This window comes from Caulobacter sp. SL161 (genome assembly GCF_026672375.1).
Classification (GTDB): Bacteria; Pseudomonadota; Alphaproteobacteria; order Caulobacterales; family Caulobacteraceae; genus Caulobacter.
Genome location: NZ_JAPPRA010000001.1, coordinates 3099024 through 3115636, shown reverse-complemented (window position 1 = coordinate 3115636; position 16613 = coordinate 3099024). Strand labels below are relative to the sequence as shown.

18 protein-coding genes, 3 tRNA genes and 1 pseudogene are annotated in these 16613 nt (G+C 66.3%); 17 read left to right on the top strand and 5 right to left on the bottom strand.

What is annotated here, in order from left to right:
• Window positions 1-9: 9 nt before the first annotated feature.
• The gene (locus OVA11_RS15315; RefSeq protein ID WP_268068147.1) at window positions 10-987 is read right to left on the bottom strand and encodes a pectinesterase family protein; all 978 of its coding nucleotides are present in this window, start codon (window positions 985-987) and stop codon (window positions 10-12) included.
• A 261-nt stretch (window positions 988-1248) separates the two neighbouring features.
• A tRNA-Thr gene (locus OVA11_RS15310) sits at window positions 1249-1323 on the bottom strand.
• Between the two features lie 90 nt (window positions 1324-1413).
• Between OVA11_RS15310 and OVA11_RS15305 the strand changes: the two genes are divergently transcribed.
• The 17 genes and pseudogenes from OVA11_RS15305 (at window position 1414) to OVA11_RS15225 (ending at window position 13161) form a co-directional block, all read left to right on the top strand.
• Window positions 1414-1863, top strand: a complete 450-nt coding sequence (locus OVA11_RS15305; RefSeq protein ID WP_268068146.1) for a hypothetical protein — start codon at window positions 1414-1416, stop codon at window positions 1861-1863.
• A gap of 97 nt (window positions 1864-1960) precedes the next feature.
• Window positions 1961-3250, top strand: a complete 1290-nt coding sequence (gene murA / locus OVA11_RS15300) for a UDP-N-acetylglucosamine 1-carboxyvinyltransferase (protein WP_268068145.1) — start codon at window positions 1961-1963, stop codon at window positions 3248-3250.
• A 2-nt stretch (window positions 3251-3252) separates the two neighbouring features.
• On the top strand, window positions 3253-3693 hold the full coding sequence (locus OVA11_RS15295) for a DUF2948 family protein (RefSeq protein WP_268068144.1): 441 nt from the start codon (window positions 3253-3255) through the stop codon (window positions 3691-3693).
• A 187-nt stretch (window positions 3694-3880) separates the two neighbouring features.
• On the top strand, window positions 3881-4075 hold the full coding sequence (locus OVA11_RS15290) for a hypothetical protein (protein WP_268068143.1): 195 nt from the start codon (window positions 3881-3883) through the stop codon (window positions 4073-4075).
• A 120-nt stretch (window positions 4076-4195) separates the two neighbouring features.
• Window positions 4196-5662, top strand: coding sequence for an NCS1 family nucleobase:cation symporter-1 (locus tag OVA11_RS15285; RefSeq protein ID WP_268068142.1), 1467 nt, complete (start codon window positions 4196-4198; stop codon window positions 5660-5662).
• A gap of 45 nt (window positions 5663-5707) precedes the next feature.
• Window positions 5708-6994, top strand: coding sequence for a histidinol dehydrogenase (gene hisD / locus OVA11_RS15280; RefSeq protein ID WP_268068141.1), 1287 nt, complete (start codon window positions 5708-5710; stop codon window positions 6992-6994).
• A gap of 21 nt (window positions 6995-7015) precedes the next feature.
• Window positions 7016-7495, top strand: coding sequence for a UPF0262 family protein (locus OVA11_RS15275; RefSeq protein WP_096033723.1), 480 nt, complete (start codon window positions 7016-7018; stop codon window positions 7493-7495).
• A gap of 2 nt (window positions 7496-7497) precedes the next feature.
• On the top strand, window positions 7498-7956 hold the full coding sequence (locus OVA11_RS15270; RefSeq protein WP_010920202.1) for an arsenate-mycothiol transferase ArsC: 459 nt from the start codon (window positions 7498-7500) through the stop codon (window positions 7954-7956).
• A 96-nt stretch (window positions 7957-8052) separates the two neighbouring features.
• The gene (gene infA / locus OVA11_RS15265) at window positions 8053-8271 is read left to right on the top strand and encodes a translation initiation factor IF-1 (RefSeq protein ID WP_004617696.1); all 219 of its coding nucleotides are present in this window, start codon (window positions 8053-8055) and stop codon (window positions 8269-8271) included.
• Window positions 8272-8278: 7 nt separating this feature from the next.
• Window positions 8279-8884: a Maf family protein gene (locus tag OVA11_RS15260; RefSeq protein ID WP_268068140.1), complete on the top strand. Its 606-nt coding sequence runs from the start codon at window positions 8279-8281 to the stop codon at window positions 8882-8884.
• A pseudogene (locus OVA11_RS15255) lies at window positions 8881-9943 on the top strand (ribonuclease E/G). Before OVA11_RS15260 ends, OVA11_RS15255 begins: the two are co-directional and overlap by 4 nt.
• On the top strand, window positions 9940-10113 hold the full coding sequence (locus OVA11_RS15250; RefSeq protein ID WP_268068139.1) for a DNA gyrase inhibitor YacG: 174 nt from the start codon (window positions 9940-9942) through the stop codon (window positions 10111-10113). Before OVA11_RS15255 ends, OVA11_RS15250 begins: the two are co-directional and overlap by 4 nt.
• A gap of 100 nt (window positions 10114-10213) precedes the next feature.
• Window positions 10214-10289 (top strand) — tRNA-Phe (locus OVA11_RS15245).
• Window positions 10290-10865: 576 nt separating this feature from the next.
• Window positions 10866-11774: a MotA/TolQ/ExbB proton channel family protein gene (locus tag OVA11_RS15240; protein WP_268068138.1), complete on the top strand. Its 909-nt coding sequence runs from the start codon at window positions 10866-10868 to the stop codon at window positions 11772-11774.
• Window positions 11775-11779: 5 nt separating this feature from the next.
• Window positions 11780-12214 carry a biopolymer transporter ExbD gene (locus OVA11_RS15235; protein WP_010920194.1) on the top strand — a complete coding sequence of 145 codons (435 nt, stop codon included), beginning with the start codon at window positions 11780-11782 and terminating at the stop codon, window positions 12212-12214.
• 10 nt (window positions 12215-12224) lie between these two features.
• On the top strand, window positions 12225-12956 hold the full coding sequence (locus OVA11_RS15230; protein WP_268068137.1) for an energy transducer TonB: 732 nt from the start codon (window positions 12225-12227) through the stop codon (window positions 12954-12956).
• A 128-nt stretch (window positions 12957-13084) separates the two neighbouring features.
• Window positions 13085-13161: transfer RNA gene (locus tag OVA11_RS15225), tRNA-His, on the top strand.
• A gap of 140 nt (window positions 13162-13301) precedes the next feature.
• On the opposite strand, the gene OVA11_RS15220 is transcribed toward OVA11_RS15225, so the two are convergent.
• The 3 genes from OVA11_RS15220 to OVA11_RS15210 all read right to left on the bottom strand — a co-directional run bounded on the left by OVA11_RS15220 (window position 13302) and on the right by OVA11_RS15210 (window position 16369).
• Window positions 13302-14741 carry a UdgX family uracil-DNA binding protein gene (locus OVA11_RS15220; RefSeq protein ID WP_268068136.1) on the bottom strand — a complete coding sequence of 480 codons (1440 nt, stop codon included), beginning with the start codon at window positions 14739-14741 and terminating at the stop codon, window positions 13302-13304.
• Window positions 14741-15970, bottom strand: a complete 1230-nt coding sequence (locus OVA11_RS15215) for a putative DNA modification/repair radical SAM protein (RefSeq protein WP_268068135.1) — start codon at window positions 15968-15970, stop codon at window positions 14741-14743. The genes OVA11_RS15220 and OVA11_RS15215 overlap by 1 nt, the downstream gene beginning before the upstream one ends.
• Window positions 15971-16090: 120 nt before the next feature.
• The gene (locus OVA11_RS15210) at window positions 16091-16369 is read right to left on the bottom strand and encodes an HU family DNA-binding protein (RefSeq protein ID WP_010920190.1); all 279 of its coding nucleotides are present in this window, start codon (window positions 16367-16369) and stop codon (window positions 16091-16093) included.
• Between the last annotated feature and the right edge of the window lie 244 nt (window positions 16370-16613).

The following is a 16613-nucleotide window of genomic DNA, read 5'->3' as shown; positions in this document are numbered from 1 at the left end:
GACGAGGCCCTACCTTGGCCGCCATCCGTCGGCGCCGGCGAGGAAACGCTCACGTCGCCAGACCTTGGCCTGCTCGGCGCTCAACTGGTGTGTGCGAGGGTCGCGCTGCTCAGGAGCCGCGCCCCTCCCTGTCGAGGCGAATTCGGCGAAGTAGGCCGTAGACAGCGTATCGGTCTTGCCCGGCGTCCATTCGCGCCAGCCGGCGGGGTCGACATCGGCCTCGATGCGGGTGCGCAGGAAGACCACCGTGGCGAACGGACGCCAGGCCCGGCCCAGGAAGATTCCCTTCGCTTCGGGCGCTGCGGTGACCAGGCCGCGATCGAAGACATAGGCGCTGTCCTGATCGGGCCGGTTTTTGCTCTGCGCCGTGAAGAGCACGCTGTCATGGGCCAGGCCATGGATGTGGCAACGGTCGAAGAAGGCCTTGGCGTCGCCGAAGATGAAGTCCACGTGCCCTTCGATGTAGCAGTTCTTGAAGTACTGCCGGCTGGGCTTGTCCTTCTTGCTGGCGGCGTAAAGCGTGTCCTGAGCGCCCAGGAGGCGGACATTGTCCAGAACCGCACGATCAGCGGTCAGATGCAGCGCGACCGCTTGTGAGGGGCGGGGATCCTTCAGGTGGTAGTCGTTCTGGATCGTGAGGTTTCGGGCGCGAAAGCCATCGCCCGACACGGCGACCGAAAATGATTTCGACGTCCCGCCCGCCGTCAAGGCGCTGTCGCTCCACACCAACACCACGTCCTGAGCATGGCGTCCGCGACCGATCAGCTGGACGTTGGGTTTGGTGATGGTGATCTTCTCGCGATACTCCCCTGGCGCCAGTTCAAGGGTTCCACCGTCCGACGGGAGCGCTTCGAGCGCTGCGGTGACGGTCTTGAAGGGGCTTTGGGGGCCAACGCGCAGGGTTTCCGCCCACGCCGTGCTCGAAGCGCCCAGGGCCCAAAGATGCGCTAGGACGAGAAGCGCGCCAAGTTTCACGTCTCGAGTCATCACTCTGGTCTCTGTCGAAAGCGGGCGTAGGCCCGAGCTATCGGGCCCATGTCCCAAGGGCCGCCCTGGGTAGCACCTGTCCGTCGATTCTGGCGCCGACCCGCGCCGCCGCGCGGGCCGCTGACGAGGTCTGATCGTGACGTCATGGATGTCGGGCGCCTTGAGCGCCCAAGGGATACGGGGCTCCGGTGAGCCGCATCTCGTCATTGTGTTTGGGAAGCATGGCGGGGACCCAAGCAAAGAAACTTGCTTGGGTCCCCATGGTGCCGCCGGGCAGGATTGAACTGCCGACCTCAGCCTTACCAAGGATGCGCTCTACCACTGAGCTACGGCGGCGACGAGGAGGGGGCGTATAGCGAGGAGAATCGCGAACGCCAAGCCCAAAATCGTCTTGACCGAACAACTTTGTCGCCGCACGCCCGGAACATGCCGATCGACGACGACAAGGCGGCCCGCGAAGCCAAGCTGGCCGAGGCCCTCAGAACCAATCTTCGCAAGCGAAAAGCCGCGGCCCGCAAGGATTTTGGCGGCGAGGACGCGGCCATCGCCGCTGCGGAGGCCGCTCCGAAACCATATAACGATGTTCGGAAGTTGCTGGGGATAACTCATGGCTCCGGCGAACGGCGGGCGTTGACCCTCTCGCTTTCCGCGCCGTTTCCGAATCCGGGCGGCGAGGGATGGGCGGTGGCGGTGCGCCTGTCGGGCGACGGCGGGCAGTTCGACACCGAGGTCGGCAAGGCGGCGTTCGGCGAGGATGGTCTTGCGGCCCTGCGCAAGGCGATCGATCTGGCGCAGGTGGCGGTCGATCTGGCCAGCACGACTCATGCGCTGTTCTGGCCTGACGAGCGTCCCTACGATCTCTCCGCGCCGATTTAGACCGTCAGGGCCTTGCAAGCCCTCTTGCAACGGATAGAACGCGCGCCTCACATGTGGACCGCGCGGCGTCCCCACCCCGCGCGTTCGAGGGACCTTAATGGATCGCATCGCCATCATCGGCGGCGCGCAGTTGAACGGGACGATCCCGGTCAGCGGCGCCAAGAATTCCGCCATCAAGCTGATGGCGGCCAGCCTGCTCACCGACGAGCCGCTGCGCCTGACCAACATGCCGCGCCTGGCCGACACCCGCTTCCTGGGCAAGCTGCTGACGCGCCTGGGCGTGCAGGTCACCGAGAGCGATGGCCCGGACGGCCAGCAGACCCTGCTGCACGCGCCGGAGATCACCAGCGGTTTTGCGCCCTATGACCTGGTTCGCCAGATGCGCGCCTCGTTCAACGTGCTGGGGCCCCTGGTGGCGCGCTCCGGCCAGGCCAAGGTGTCGTTGCCCGGCGGCTGCACCATCGGCGCGCGTCCGGTCGATCTGCACCTTCAGGCCATCGAGGCGCTGGGCGCCAAGATCGACCTGCACGAGGGCTATGTCTACGCTCAGGCCCCGCGCGGCCTGAAGGGCGCGGAGATCCGCTTCCCGTTCGTGTCGGTCGGCGCCACCGAGCACGCCATGCTGGCCGCCGTGCTGGCCGATGGCGTTTCGGTGATCCACAACGCCGCCTGCGAGCCGGAACTGGTCGACCTCCAGGAGTGCCTGAACGCCATGGGCGCCAAGGTCGAGGGCGCGGGCACGCCGACCGTGACGATCACCGGTGTTCCGCGTCTGCACGGCGCGACGCACGCGGTCATTCCGGATCGGATCGAGATGGGCACCTACGCCGTGGCGGCCGCCATGGCCGGCGGCGAGGTCCGTCTCAGCAATGCGCGTCCGGGCCTGATCGACGCCCTGCTGGACAAGCTCAAAGAGGCCGGCGCCGGCGTCGAAGAGACGGCCGATGGCTGCATCATCCGTCGTAACGGCCAGCGCCTGAGCGCGGTCGACATCGAGACCGCACCGTTCCCCGGCTTCGCCACCGACCTGCAGGCGCAGTTCATGGCCTTGATGACGACGGCCAAGGGCGAGAGCCGCATCCGCGAGACCATCTTCGAGAACCGCTTCATGCACGCGCCGGAGCTGATGCGCCTGGGCGCCGACATCTCGGTGTCGGGCGGTGAGGCGCGCGTGCGCGGCGTCGAGCGCTTGGAAGGCGCCGAGGTGATGGCCACCGACCTGCGCGCATCGGTCAGCCTGGTGATCGCGGGTCTGGTCGCACGCGGCGAGACCACGGTCAGCCGCATCTATCACCTCGATCGGGGCTTTGAGCGCCTTGAGGAGAAGCTGGGCGCTTGCGGCGCCCAGGTCCGTCGCATCAAGGGCGACGGCGAGGCGGAACTGTAGTCATGGCCGAGGCCGCCAAGCCCTTGCGACTGCTGGCGCACAACGCTGACGATCTGAGCGTCCTGTCGGCGGCCCTGCAGGACGCGATCGCCAAGATCGGCGATATCCGCTGGGACGCTCAGGCGCGCACCCTGACCATCGCCTGCAATCGCTTCCGTTGGGAGGCGCGCAAGGGCAAGCGGGGCGAACGCGTGCGCTCAGCCCTTCAGTTCGGCGATGTGACCAGCGTCCAGGCGCGCAAGCTTCGTCGCGACGCCAAGGGCGCGGTCGTCGAGCTGCTGTCGATCGGCTTCGAGCCGGGCGAGGAAGCGCCGGGCGGTGTGGTGACCCTGACCTTCGCGGGCGGCGGGGACATGCGCGTGACGGTCGATTGTCTCGATGTCGCGCTGGCCGATGTCTCCGATCCTTGGTCGACATCCCGAACCCCGGGACACGCGGACTAAGAGCCTTCGATTTAGGCGCCTGCTCAAACCCTGAGCGGCGCCTTTTTTCTGATCTTTTGAGGGGCAGGCGCGGCGCCTGTGATTCTTCCCACGCGCTAGTGATCGCGTGGCCAATTCGCCCGAGGGGCGAGCGGTGTTAACCTTACATTACGCGTCCAACAGAGGCGCGAACGTCAGGGAGGCCCTCATGGCCAGAAAGACCGCCTACTCGATGGGCGAAGCCCAGTCTGCGTTTTTCCGTGCGTGCGACATCACCAAGCCCGAGCCTCCGGTGCTTCGGCACGGCGGTCCCTGTTTCGACTGGGGTCGCGCCACCCTGGTCGCGCTCAGCTTCGTGCTCTGCGCCGGGCTGGCGACGCTGGCCTACGCAGCGCTGGCGTAAGCTGATCGCGCCATAACGACGTCCCGCCAATTGCCAGCGTGCGCGATCCGCTCCTAAGGTCGGGTCGCGTCGCGGCGGGGGCCGGCGCGCTGGGGACCGATCGCACCCGCGGAGAGCGGCATGCGCGCGCCCGACAGCGACCTCTGGAACGAAGACCTGGCGCCGACCGCTGACGCCCAGCGCAACTGGCGTTGGTGGCATTTCGCGGCGCTCTGGCTGGGCATGGTCATCTGCGTGCCCGCCTACATGCTGGCGTCGGGCTTGATCGAGCAGGGCATGTCGGCCTCTCAGGCGGTGCTGACCGTCCTGCTGGGCAACATGATCGTGCTGGTTCCCATGCTGCTGATCGGCCACGCCGGCGCGCGTTGGGGCGTCCCGTACGCCGTTCTGGCGAGAGCCTCGTTCGGCTGGAAAGGCGCGCGCGTCCCCGCCGTGGCCCGGGCGATCGTCGCCTGCGGCTGGTATGGCATCCAGACCTGGATCGGCGGCGGGGCGCTGCTGATCCTGCTGGGCGTCATCGCGGGGCGCAAGCTGGAGGGCGCGCCGTTGCCGCTGCTGGGGATCGGCGTCGGGCAACTGCTGGCCTTCTTCGCCTTCTGGGGCGTGCAACTGCTGTTCGTCACCAAGGGGCTGACGGCGATCCGCCGGCTGGAGACCTGGACCGCGCCGATCAAGATCCTGATCTGCGCCCTGATGGTCTGGTGGGCCGTGGACAAGGCAGGCGGGCTGGGGCCCATCCTGCATCAACCCTCGGCCTTCGGCGCAGGCGGGGCCAAGGCCGGTCAGTTCTGGAGCGTGTTCGCGCCCGCTCTGACGGCCATGGTCGGGTTCTGGGCGACCCTGGCGCTGAACATTCCCGACTTCACGCGATTTGCGCGGCGCCAGTCCGATCAGATCATCGGTCAGGCCGTGGGACTGCCCGTGCCGATGGGTCTGCTGGCGCTGGTCAGCGTGGTGACGACCTCGGCGACCACGATCATCTTCGGCAAGGCGATCTGGGATCCTGTCCAGCTGGCGGGCGACATCGGCGGCATCGCTGTCGTGGTCGGCCTGCTGATCATCAGCCTCGACACCGTTTGCTGCAACATCGCAGCGAACCTGGTGGGGCCGGCCTATGACTTCTCCGCCCTTTGGCCCAGCAAGATCAGCTATCGGATGGGCGGCTGGATCACGGCCGTCATCGGCGTCCTGATCATGCCCTGGAAGCTCCTGGAGACCACCCAGGGCTATATCTTTACCTGGCTGGTCGGGTACGGCGCGCTGCTGGGGCCCATCGCCGGAATCCTCATCGTGGACTACTGGATCGTGCGCAAAGCGCGCTTGGACGTCGATGATCTCTATGTCCGCGACGGCGCTTACGCCTATCGCGGGGGCTGGAACCTCGCCGCCGCGGCGGCCCTGCTTCTGGGTGTCGCGCCCAACATTCCGGGCTTCCTGGCGGCCGCCGCGCCGCATCTCTTCGGGGGCGTCGGGAGCATCTGGATGGGTCTCTATACCTACGCCTGGTTCGTGGGCCTGGCTATTGCGGCCATTGTCTACGGCGCCCTGATGTACCGGTTCCGGACGCGCGACCCCGCCATTCCGTAGGCTTTCGGGCTTGCCTTGGTCGGAAAAAGCCGCATCTAGCAGGCCATGCGCCGCTTCCTGTTTTCCGACCCCGATTTCCAGTCCGCCTTCAAGGCCTTCCTCGACGAGCGTCGCGGCTCGCCGGCTGATGTCGACGCCGCCGTCGCTGGCGTGCTCGAGGCCGTCCGTACGCAGGGGATCGAGGCGCTGCTCGACTACAGCCGGCGCTTCGACAAGGTCGACCTGACGGCGGAGACGATCCGCGTGACCGCCGAGGAGATCGAGGCCGGCGCGGCCGAGACGCCGGCGGACGTCCGCGAGGCCATCGCCTTCGCCGCCGCCCGCATTCGCGCCTATCACAGCCGCCAGCGCCCGGCCGACCAGGCATGGACCGACGAGGCCGGCGTCGAGCTCGGCTGGCGCTGGACGCCGCTGGAAGCCGTGGGCGTCTATGTGCCCGGCGGTCGCGCAGCCTATCCCTCGACTGTGCTGATGAACGCCGTTCCGGCTCAGGTCGCCGGCGTCGATCGCATCGCCATGGTCACCCCGCCCGGCAAGCTGCAGCCGGCCGTGCTGGCCGCGGCCAAGGAAGCCGGCGTCACCGAGATCTGGCGCGTGGGCGGAGCCCAGGCCGTCGCCGCCCTGGCCTATGGCGCGGGACCCATCCAGCCGGTCGACAAGATCGTCGGTCCCGGCAACGCCTATGTCACCGCCGCCAAGCGCCGCCTCTACGGCGTGGTGGGCATCGACGCCCTGGCTGGACCCTCGGAGATCGTCGTGGTCGCCGACCGGAACAACAATCCCGACTGGATCGCCACCGACCTGCTCAGCCAGGCCGAACACGACCCGGCCGCCCAGTCGATTCTGATCACCGACGACGAGGCTTTCGCCGCGGCGGTCGAACAGGCCGTCGCCGAGCGCCTCAAGACCCTGGCCACAGGCGAGGACGCTGCGGCCTCGTGGCGCGACCACGGCGCGGTGATCATCGCGCCGCTGGAAGAGAGTCCGGCCCTGGTTGACGCCATCGCGCCCGAGCACGTCGAGTTCGCGCTCGACAATCCCGAGCGCCTGTCCGACCGCGTACGGCACGCCGGCGCGATCTTCCTGGGCCGTGTGACGCCCGAAGCGATCGGCGACTATGTCGCGGGCTCCAACCACGTGCTGCCGACCAGCCGCGCAGCGCGGTTCCAGTCGGGCCTGTCGATCTACGACTTCATCAAGCGCACCTCGATCGTGAAGTGCGATCCAGCCTCGTTCGCCGTGCTCGGACCGCACACGGTGGCCTTGGCCAAGGCTGAAGGGCTGCCGGCGCACGCCTTGTCTGCGTCAGTGAGGTTGCCAAGCGGCGACTGACGCGCGAACCTCCTGCGCCAGATGAGCACCGACGCCCGCGCCAACCACCGGATCAAGTCGATCGAGATCGACGAGGAAAGCCTCGCGGCCGCTTCGCGCGACCAGGAGCAGGAGCGCCAGGTCGCGATCTTCGATCTGCTTGAGGGCAACTACTTCGAGCCTGCCGAAGCCGGCGAGGGCCCCTACGATGTGCGCCTGTCGCTGATCGAGAATCGCCTAGCGTTCGACATTGCAAGCGCCGGTCACGCGCGCCGCCACCTGCTGTCGCTCTCGCCGTTTCGAGGCGTGATCAAGGACTATTTCCTGATCTGCGACAGCTACTACTCGGCCATCCGCAACTCCTCGCCCCAGCAGATCGAAGCCTTGGACATGGGGCGACGGGGCCTGCACAACGAGGGTTCCAACCTCCTGCGCGAGCGGCTGGAGGGCAAGGTCAAGACCGACCTTGATACGGCGCGTCGCCTGTTCACCCTGATCTGCGCGCTGCACTGGCGGGGCTGACCGTGCCCCAGTCGTTGCCGGACGCGGTGCTGTTCACCTGCAACTATAACCGCGTGCGCTCGCCGATGGCCGAGGGGCTGTTCAAGAGATTCTATGGCACGCGGGCCTATGTCGACTCCTGTGGGCTCAAGTCTGATCCGGCCGGGGAGGGGATCGACCCCTTCGTTGTGGTGGTCATGGACGAGCTGGGCCTGGATGTCTCCGATCACAGGCCCAAGACGTTCGCGCAGCTCGAGGACGACAGCTTCGATGTCGTCGTCTCACTGACCCCGGAAGCGCAGCATCGGGCAGTCGAGCTTTCCCGTGATCGGGCGGTCGAGATCGAGTACTGGCCGACCCACGACCCCACCCTGACCGACGGCTCCCGCGAGGCGCGCCTGGAGGCCTATCGCGAGGTCCGGGACGCCCTGGCGGCCGCGATCAAGCGACGTTTCGGCGCGCCATCGACGTTTGGGGGGTAATTGCGTTATAGAGGCGCCTCGCCGCGAACGGCTCGTCCCGACACCCCTGTCGGGCGTACCCTCGCGGCTATCTGATTCGTCCCTTTGAGAGGCCTGATGGCTAAGGAAGAACTGCTCGAGTTTCCCGGTACGGTCAGCGAACTGCTGCCGAACGCCACGTTCCGCGTGAAGCTGGAAAACGATCACGAGATCATCGCTCACACCGCCGGCAAGATGCGCAAGAACCGCATCCGCGTTCTGGCCGGTGACAAGGTCCTGGTCGAGATGACCCCTTACGACCTGACCAAGGGCCGTATCACCTACCGCTTCAAGTAAGACGCCGATGGCTCCGAAGACGGCCGCCCCAGTGGCCGCCGGGCCGGCGCTGGTGCTGGCCAGCGCGAGCCCCCGGCGCCTCGACCTGCTCGCCCAGGTCGGCGTTACGCCCGACCGGGTTGATCCCGCCGACATCGACGAAACCCCGCTTCGCGACGAGACGCCCCGCCGTCACGCGCTGCGACTCGCGCTCGAGAAGGCGCGGGTGGTCGCTGCGCGCGCGCCGGGCGATTTTGTCCTGGCCGCCGATACCGTGGTGGCCGTGGGTCGTCGTATCCTGCCCAAGGCCGAGACCGAGGCGGATGTGCTCTATTGTCTCAAGCTCCTGTCGGGGCGGAATCACAAGGTTCTCACCGGCGTTGCGCTGATCGCGCCCGGCGGTCGTACGGCGACCCGTCTGGTCGAGACCAGGGTCGGCTTCAAGCGCCTGTCCGACGCTGAGCGCGACGGTTACGTCGCCAGCGGGCAATGGCGGGGCAAGGCCGGCGGTTACGGCGTCCAGGGCTTGGCGGGCGGATTCATCACTGACCTGCAGGGCTCCTATCCCAGCGTGGTGGGGCTGCCGCTCTATGAGACCCTGAACCTGCTTTCCGGACTGGGTTATCGCCCATGAGCGCCAAGGCTGCCTCCGTGCGTCGCGCCTATCTCTACAAAGGGGTGGGAGAGACCGTCGGCGTTGTGACGTTGGACGGGCGTCCCGAGCGGCTGATGATCGAATGGCCCGATGACGATCCGCTGGACGCGGAAGGCGTGCGCGGCGTGGCGCGGGTGCGCAAGATCGAAAAGGCCTTCTCATCCGCCTTCGTGCAGTTGCCGGGCGGACGGGATCTCATCTTGCCGCTTCGGCCTGACATGCCGGCCCTGGTGGAGGGCGGGGTCGTCGAGATCGAGATCAAGACACCGTCTCGCGCGGACAAGGCCGGTGTGGCGCGCTTCGTGGCCGAGGGGCAGGGGCGAGCCGCGGGTGCTGGCCCAGGGGCAGTCGCTTGAGGAGCGGCTACGTCAGATCGTGAAGGCTGGTTCGCCGACGACGGGCGAAAAGGCTCTGCTCGCCGTCGAGGAAGCCGAGGCCGATGCGCTAGCGACAGTGTTCAGCCTGCCCGGCGGCGGGGACATCGCAGTGGAGCCGACTCGGGCTCTGACCGCGATCGACGTCGATCTGGGCGCCCGCGACGGCGCCGACTCCAAACGCGCCGCGCGTCTGGCCAACATGGCCGCCATCAATGTCGCCGCCCGTGTTCTCAGGCTGAAGGGCCTGGCGGGAATCATCATTTTCGACCTGGTCGGCCGGGGGCATGACGCCCAGGCCCTGACGACGGCCGCCCGTAGCGCCTTTGCGCCTGACAATCCCGGTGTGGGCATCGGGCCCATCAGCAAGTTCGGGACACTTGAGATGATCGTGCCTCGGCGAGCACCGCCGATTCTCGATCGGCTGCTCACAAGCCATGGAGACGCCGAGCCGCGCTATGTGGCGCGACGTCTGGCGCGTGCGCTGGGGCGTGAGGGCAGGGCGGACCCGGGAGGGCGCTTGACGGCCCTCTGTGCGCCCGCCGTCGCCGAAGCGTTCCAGGCCGAGTTGGACCAAGGCGTCGCCGAGCGCCTGGGTCGGCGGTTCGTTGTCGAAGCCGCGCCTGCATGGCCTGTTGAACGATTTGAGGTGTCTGCGAGATGAGCGCGAAATGTCCCATCTGCGCCAAACCCGCTGATTCCGCGTTCCGCCCTTTCTGTTCGAAACGCTGCGCGGACGTCGATCTGCAGCGCTGGCTGAGCGGTCGCTACGTCGTGGCGGGCGGCGACGATGACGAGGAAAATCCGCCATCCCAAGACATCAACAGGGAATGATAAAACGGCGCTGGACATCCTTTCGCGCCTCCCCTATAGACCCGGCTCCTCGCTGCACGGCGAGGTCGCCAAGGCGGTTTCACCCCGCCAAAGCCCGGATGCCTGGGTAGCTCAGTTGGTAGAGCAGCGGATTGAAAATCCGCGTGTCGCTGGTTCGATTCCGGCCCCAGGCACCACTTTTTCCAGTTCTTCCCAGCGGAAGTCTCTTTGACCTTCAGGTCGGCCGGTGCTCGGTCGGCCTCGGCGCCGTTTCTTCCCCATGCGAGCTTGTTCGCGCGGCGCGAAGCTCCCATCTGCCGTGCAGACAGGCGCCTTTCTTCAAAGACCCGCGTTTTGTTGCCTTGCTGCAGTGCAGCATGGTTTTTCTCGTTGGCAGGGAAAAACCGCCCCGAAATCCGGAAAACCGTTTTGTGCACTGCGGCGAACGCCAGGGGGTCGGGGGCGTGACGATGAATTTGTGCCCAAATGAGACCCTTGACGGTACGAAAAGGGGTTGCCAAAGGACCCCAGCCGCAATTCTAACATTGCGGTAAGACCGGAGCCCCAAAAGGGCGTCGGTTGCACGCGCTTCGAAACGATCCTTCTGGAGGCTGGTCCTCGTGAGGGGCGTAACGGGTCGAGCGCAGCGAAGCGGGTCCGCCCGGGGTGAGAGCTATCGACCTCCAGGCGGACTATTCAGAGTTAGGGTGGAGACGCTCTCGCGCGACGACCCTCGGTCCAAACGTGCTAGACCAATCAGGAACTGGCGACAGATGCTCGACATTAAACGGAAGACCCCCTTCATCGCTCTCGTCGGCGCCATGGCGCTGATGGCGAGCGCCCCGGCTTTTGCTCAGGACGCCGCGGCTCCCGCCGCCGCTACTGCTGAAGCTCAACCGGCCACCGACGCCGCCGCCGCTCCGGCCGCGGACGCCGCCGCCGCCGCCCCGGCTCCCGAAGCCGCTCCGGCCGAAGAGGCCGCTGCGCCGGCCGCTCACTCGCTGACCCCGATCGGCATGTTCATGCAGGCCGGCGTCGTCGTTAAGGTCGTCATGATCGGCCTGGTGCTGGCCTCGGTTTTCTCGTGGGTGCTGCTGCTCACCAAGATTTTCGAGTTCGCCGCGCTGAACAAGCAGTCGGACAAGTTCCTGGAAGCCTTCCGCGGCGCTCGCTCGATCGCCGACATCGCGCGCATCAGCTCGTCGGAAGAATTCGAAGGCAACCCGATGGCCGACATGGCCGCCGCCGCCTCGCAGGAAGTTGAGCTGTCGCGTCAGGCCGGTCTGGCCGTCGCCGGCGAGCACCGCGACTCGACCCTGAGCCGCGCGACCTACGCCATCAACGCCGTTCAAGCTTCGCTGGCCAAGCGCCTGTCGGGTGGCATGGTGTTCCTGGCCTCGGTCGGTTCGGGCGGTCCGTTCATCGGTCTGTTCGGTACCGTGTACGGCATCATGACGTCGTTCATCGGCATCGCGAACACCAACACGACCAACCTCGCCGTCGTCGCGCCGGGTATCGCTGAAGCCCTGCTCGCCACCGGTATCGGTCTGTTCGCCGCTATCCCGGCCGTTATCTTCTACAACTACTTCCAGACCCGCATCTCGGCCTACGGCACGCGTTCGGAAGGTTTCGTTGCTGAACTGATGAACGCCATCTCGCGCCAGCTCGACAAGGGGGCGTAACACCCATGGCCGCCAAGCTTTCAGGCGGTGGGGGCGACAGGTTCAACGTCGAACAGAACAGCGAGATCAACGTTACGCCCTTCGTGGACGTTATGCTGGTGCTCCTGATCATCTTCATGGTGGCGGCTCCGCTGGCCTCCGTGTCGGTCGAAGTGAACCTGCCGCCGGCGGTGGCGAAATCCTCGCCGCCTCCATCCAAGCCGGTTTACGTCTCGATCAAACAGTCGGGGCAGCTCTACCTTGGTGACAACGAGACCAGCATCGATGAGCTGGGCTACGACATCACCAAGAACATGGGCCGTCGCGATCCGAGCAAGGAGCGCATCTTCATCCGGGCCGACGAAAAGGTTCGCTACGGGGCTTTCATGGAGGTGATGAACACCCTCCAGGATAACGGCTTCTATAGCGTGGCTCTCGTCGGACGGGATGATAGCCAGTAGGGGGTGATGCATGGCTGATCAAAATACGCCCGAGCATCGCCGCTACGATCCGCTCACCTCGGACGGTCCACGTCGCAAGAAGGGTTTCGGTGCCTTTGGTATCTCCCTGACGGTCGTGGCTGGTCTGCACGCGCTGCTCTTCGCCTACCTGGCGAAGCAGAAGTTCGAAGCCGTGTTCCAGGAGTACTCGGACGACGCGACGGTTGTGGAGCTGCCTCCGCCGCCGCCGCCGCCGCCGCCGCCTCCGCCGCCGCCGCCGCCGACCAATGAACCGCCGCCGCCTCCGGCCGTGGTTCAGCCGCGCCCGCCGGTGGCTCCGCCGCCGGACGTGACGCCGCCGCCGCCGCTGCCGATCCCTCCCGTTGAAAAGCGGGTGGAACAAACGGCTCCGCCGGTGATCTCGCCCACGCCGCCGGTTCCTTCGAACCCGCCGGCGCGTGCGTCGGTCATCACGCGTCCCGACTGGGCCCGTAAGCCCTCGGGTGAAGACATGGCCCGGTACTATCCGGACCGTGCTCAGCGGATGGAAGTCAGCGGTCGCGCGACGATCTCGTGCACCGTGACGGCTAAGGGCACTCTGGAAGGCTGCTCGGTGGTTTCCGAATCGCCGGCGGACATGGGCTTCGGCGATGCGGCTATCCGCTTGTCGCGCCTGTTCCGGATGAAGCCCAAGACCCTCGACGGCGCGCCCGTCGACGGTGGCCAGGTGACCGTCCCGCTGGTGTTCCAAGTCCCGCAATAGGGCCTGGATCACAGCGAAAGTTAGGAGACGCCCCGGAGTTTCGGCTCCGGGGCGTTTTCCGTTCAAAACATCGGGATCGGTGCTTGATCCCGACGGACGATCCCACTAAAGACAACGCCTCGCGATGAGCCGGCTTAGCTCAGTTGGTTAGAGCGCTAGATTGTGGATCTAGAGGTCCTCGGTTCGAGCCCGAGAGCTGGTACCATCGCAAGTCCTTGAAAAGCCCGGCCTAGCCGGGCTTTTTTCGTTTCTCACCTCGGTGTCTGCGGCGCTGGTCGTTCACCCTCTCGCGAGCGCTTGACGACCTGGGCGCTGTCTTGATGGCCCAGAGATTACCCGCTGACCTCAACGGGATGTCGCGGCCAGGCCGGCCAGTCGGCTCGCCAGACGAAGATCGTCCACGAAAGAGTGGTAGGCGTTTTCTCTCGCCGCAGCGTCCGGCAGGCGCAGCAGGTACGACGGATGAAAGGTCACGAGCCCCTGGACCCCGTCCGGCAAGGGCAGTGGGCGTCCTCTGGTTTCACGGAAGGGCGTTAGCCGCCCCATGACGCCGAAGGCGGCGGTCGCGCCCAGCATCACGATGACCGTGGGCCTGACCAACCGCCGCTCCGCGTCCAGCCACCATCGACACGCGCTCACCTCGCCTTGGGTGGGGGTCTTGTGCAGGCGGCGTTTCCCGCTGAGTTCATGCTTGAAGTGCTTCACCGCGTTCGTGACGTAGGTCTGCTCGCGCCGCACACCCACCTCGGCGAGCGCTCGGTCGAATATCCGTCCTGCAGGACCCACCAAGGGCCTGCCCGCAAGATCCTCCTGATCGCCGGGCTGTTCGCCGACAAACATCAGGGGCGCGCTTGGCGCCCCGTCACCCGGGACGCCCTGGGTCGCCTCCCGCCACAGATCGCAGCGCCGACAGACGCTGACGCCGGCGTGCACGGCGTCCAGAGTGGTCGGCGCACCAGCGTTGTAGGGCGCATCCCGAGCATGGCGCTGCGCGGCCTTCAGAACGCGTTCTGACGGGGGACGCGGCGGCGTGGTGACCATGGCGGCGGCGCGATCTTGGGCGGCTTCGATAAGGCCAGGAATGAGCGCGGCCTCTGGGAGGTTCCGCCAGTACCGCTTGGGCATTTCCTGGCGCATCTGGCGTGGGTTGAGACGGGCCGGATTGAAAATCGACGCGTAGTAGGTTCGCCAGAGCGCTTCCTGGGCGTCTTCGGACGGCGCGTCGGCGGGATCCGCGCCCTCCGAAACCCATAGCCGCTCCCCGTTCCAGGCCACGCAGGCGTCGGGTGTCAGGATGGTCCAGTTCATGTTCGAGAAGCGGCGCGCGAAGAAGGGCGCTGTCGCCTCGGTCACCCGGTGGGCGGGTTCGAACCACGCCGCGTAGGTTTCCTCGGCTGCGTCCTCCACCCGGCGAAAGCGGACAAACGCCTTCATCTTGTGGGCGGCGCGGCTGACGGCCTTGGCCATGTCGCGGGCGCACGCCATATCCTGATCGGCGGGGTTCTCGATCAATCGCGGCTCGCGCTCCAGTCGCCAGAGAATGCGGTAGAGCAGGGCGAACCGATCCAGCGACCGGTTCAGCACGACCTGTTGAGCCATTTCCATGAAGGCGGCTGGAACGGCGAACGTCGTTGCCGCGTCCGTCACCGGCTCATCATTATCGAAGAGCTCGCGCTCCACCGTCCAGACGAGCGATTCGGGACGCGCGCCCTGGGCTCGCAGGACCCTGGCCGCCCTTCGCCAGCCGGCGAAATCGACCTCTGAGGCGAGGCGAACCACTTGCATCAGAACAGGCTCAACTGAACGGCCGGGCTCAAGACGGCCTTCAGGTCGTCGCGGTCGGTCAGGGCGCCGGGACGCCAGTCGGCCGTCACGACGAAAGGTTTGGCGCGTTTCACCACAGCGCCGACCCGCTTCAAATCGTCGAGCGTCAGCCGGGTGACCCGACGCGCGACAAGCACTCTGGCGACGGCCTTTGCGCCCAGGCCTGGGATCCGCAGCAGCGTCTCCTTGTCCGCGATCTGGACGTCGACGGGGAACCGGTCTCGATGCCTGAGCGCCCAGCTGGTCTTTGGGTCGACCGACAGGTCGAGGTCCTGGCCCGCCGCGACGATCTCGGACTGCGCGAAGCCGTAGAACCGCATCAGCCAATCGGCCTGATAGAGACGGTGCTCCCGGAGCAGCGGGGGTCGGACGAGCGGCAGCCGGTGGCTGGCGTCAGGGATGGGGCTGAATGCCGAGTAGTAGACGCGGCTGAGCCGATAGGCGCCGTACAGGTTGGCGCTGCGTGACAGGATATCTCCATCCTTGGCCTCGTCGGCGCCGACGATCAGCTGGGTGGACTGGCTCCGCGCAAAGGCGCGACGGCGGGCCTTTCGCCCTGGCTCGGCATGGTCGTCGATGGCCAGTCGCATGCGCCCCATGGCGCGCTTGATGTCGGTGGGGTCCTTTTCGGGCGCCAGGGCCTTCAAGCTGTCGTCGCGCGGCAGCTCGATATTGATCGACACCCGATCGGCGTAGAGACCCGCTTCCGCCGCGAGCTCGGGCGAGGCCTCGGGGATCAGCTTCAGGTGGATGTAGCCTCGGAAGTCATGCTCGAGCCGCAGCGACTTGGCCACCCGAACCATCTCTTCCATCGTGTAGTCCCCGGATCGGATGACACCCGACGACAGGAACAGGCCCTCGATATAGTTGCGCTTGTAGAAGTTGAGGGTGAGATCGACGACCTCCTGCACGGTGAACCGCGCCCGGGGCGTGTTCGACGAGATCCGGTTGATGCAGTAGGCGCAGTCGTAGATGCAGAAGTTGGTCAGCAGGATCTTCAGCAGGCTGATGCAGCGTCCGTCGGGCGCATAGGCGTGACAGATGCCCATGCCGTCCGTCGAGCCTACACCCTTGCCGTTCAGTGAGTTGCGTTTGACGGCCCCGGAAGATGCGCAGGATGCGTCATACTTTGCGGCGTCGGATAGAATGGCGAGCTTGCGCCGAAGATCGAGAACGGCCATGTTGAGCACGGTATCGTTCTTGTTTTGTTCTGAAAAGACTTAGGGTGCAACATCCGCACGAGGCTGGATGTCGCACCCCGAAGTCGCAGCGAGAGACCAGCGCCCGAAGGGCCGGCCCCCTCTGAAGGCTTAGCCGTTGACGGCGTCCTTCAGTTGCTTGGCCGGCGTGAAGCCGACCTTCTTGCTGGCGGCGATTTCGATGGTCGCGCCGGTGGCCGGGTTGCGGCCGGTGCGGGCCGGCTTAGCCTGGACCTTGAACTTGCCGAAGCCGGGGATCGAGACTTCTTCGCCCTTCACGGCGGCGTCGGAGATCGACTTGAAGACGCCGTCGATGATGGCCTTGGCCTGGGTCTTCGTCAGTTTTTCGTCGGCGGCGACAGCGGCGTCGACCAGATCGGAAACGTTCATCTTCTCAAGCTCATTCCTGTGAATCAGGGAAGTTCGAGCCTGACGACGCCGATCGCGTTTGTCACCCGTTAGGAAAGGTTAAAATGCCGATTCACGGGGACAAAACGCCCGTGGGGGCGGGGTTTTTTGCGATTGATGCGCCTCGCGGACGCGGAAGGAGGGCGTGAAAAGTCTACAGGACCGGAAATCGAGGACGCTCGAACCATGCGACGCGTACAATTCTCCCCCTCTGAAAACCAAAAGA

Coding starts and splice junctions, on each gene's coding strand:
- OVA11_RS15315 (WP_268068147.1), bottom strand. CDS start 987: ATGACTCGAGACGTGAAACTTGGCGCGCTTCTCGTCCTAGCGCATCTT.
- OVA11_RS15305 (WP_268068146.1), top strand. CDS start 1,414: ATGCCGATCGACGACGACAAGGCGGCCCGCGAAGCCAAGCTGGCCGAG.
- murA (WP_268068145.1), top strand. CDS start 1,961: ATGGATCGCATCGCCATCATCGGCGGCGCGCAGTTGAACGGGACGATC.
- OVA11_RS15295 (WP_268068144.1), top strand. CDS start 3,253: ATGGCCGAGGCCGCCAAGCCCTTGCGACTGCTGGCGCACAACGCTGAC.
- OVA11_RS15290 (WP_268068143.1), top strand. CDS start 3,881: ATGGCCAGAAAGACCGCCTACTCGATGGGCGAAGCCCAGTCTGCGTTT.
- OVA11_RS15285 (WP_268068142.1), top strand. CDS start 4,196: ATGCGCGCGCCCGACAGCGACCTCTGGAACGAAGACCTGGCGCCGACC.
- hisD (WP_268068141.1), top strand. CDS start 5,708: ATGCGCCGCTTCCTGTTTTCCGACCCCGATTTCCAGTCCGCCTTCAAG.
- OVA11_RS15275 (WP_096033723.1), top strand. CDS start 7,016: ATGAGCACCGACGCCCGCGCCAACCACCGGATCAAGTCGATCGAGATC.
- infA (WP_004617696.1), top strand. CDS start 8,053: ATGGCTAAGGAAGAACTGCTCGAGTTTCCCGGTACGGTCAGCGAACTG.
- OVA11_RS15260 (WP_268068140.1), top strand. CDS start 8,279: ATGGCTCCGAAGACGGCCGCCCCAGTGGCCGCCGGGCCGGCGCTGGTG.
- OVA11_RS15250 (WP_268068139.1), top strand. CDS start 9,940: ATGAGCGCGAAATGTCCCATCTGCGCCAAACCCGCTGATTCCGCGTTC.
- OVA11_RS15240 (WP_268068138.1), top strand. CDS start 10,866: ATGCTCGACATTAAACGGAAGACCCCCTTCATCGCTCTCGTCGGCGCC.
- OVA11_RS15235 (WP_010920194.1), top strand. CDS start 11,780: ATGGCCGCCAAGCTTTCAGGCGGTGGGGGCGACAGGTTCAACGTCGAA.
- OVA11_RS15230 (WP_268068137.1), top strand. CDS start 12,225: ATGGCTGATCAAAATACGCCCGAGCATCGCCGCTACGATCCGCTCACC.
- OVA11_RS15220 (WP_268068136.1), bottom strand. CDS start 14,741: ATGCAAGTGGTTCGCCTCGCCTCAGAGGTCGATTTCGCCGGCTGGCGA.
- OVA11_RS15210 (WP_010920190.1), bottom strand. CDS start 16,369: ATGAACGTTTCCGATCTGGTCGACGCCGCTGTCGCCGCCGACGAAAAA.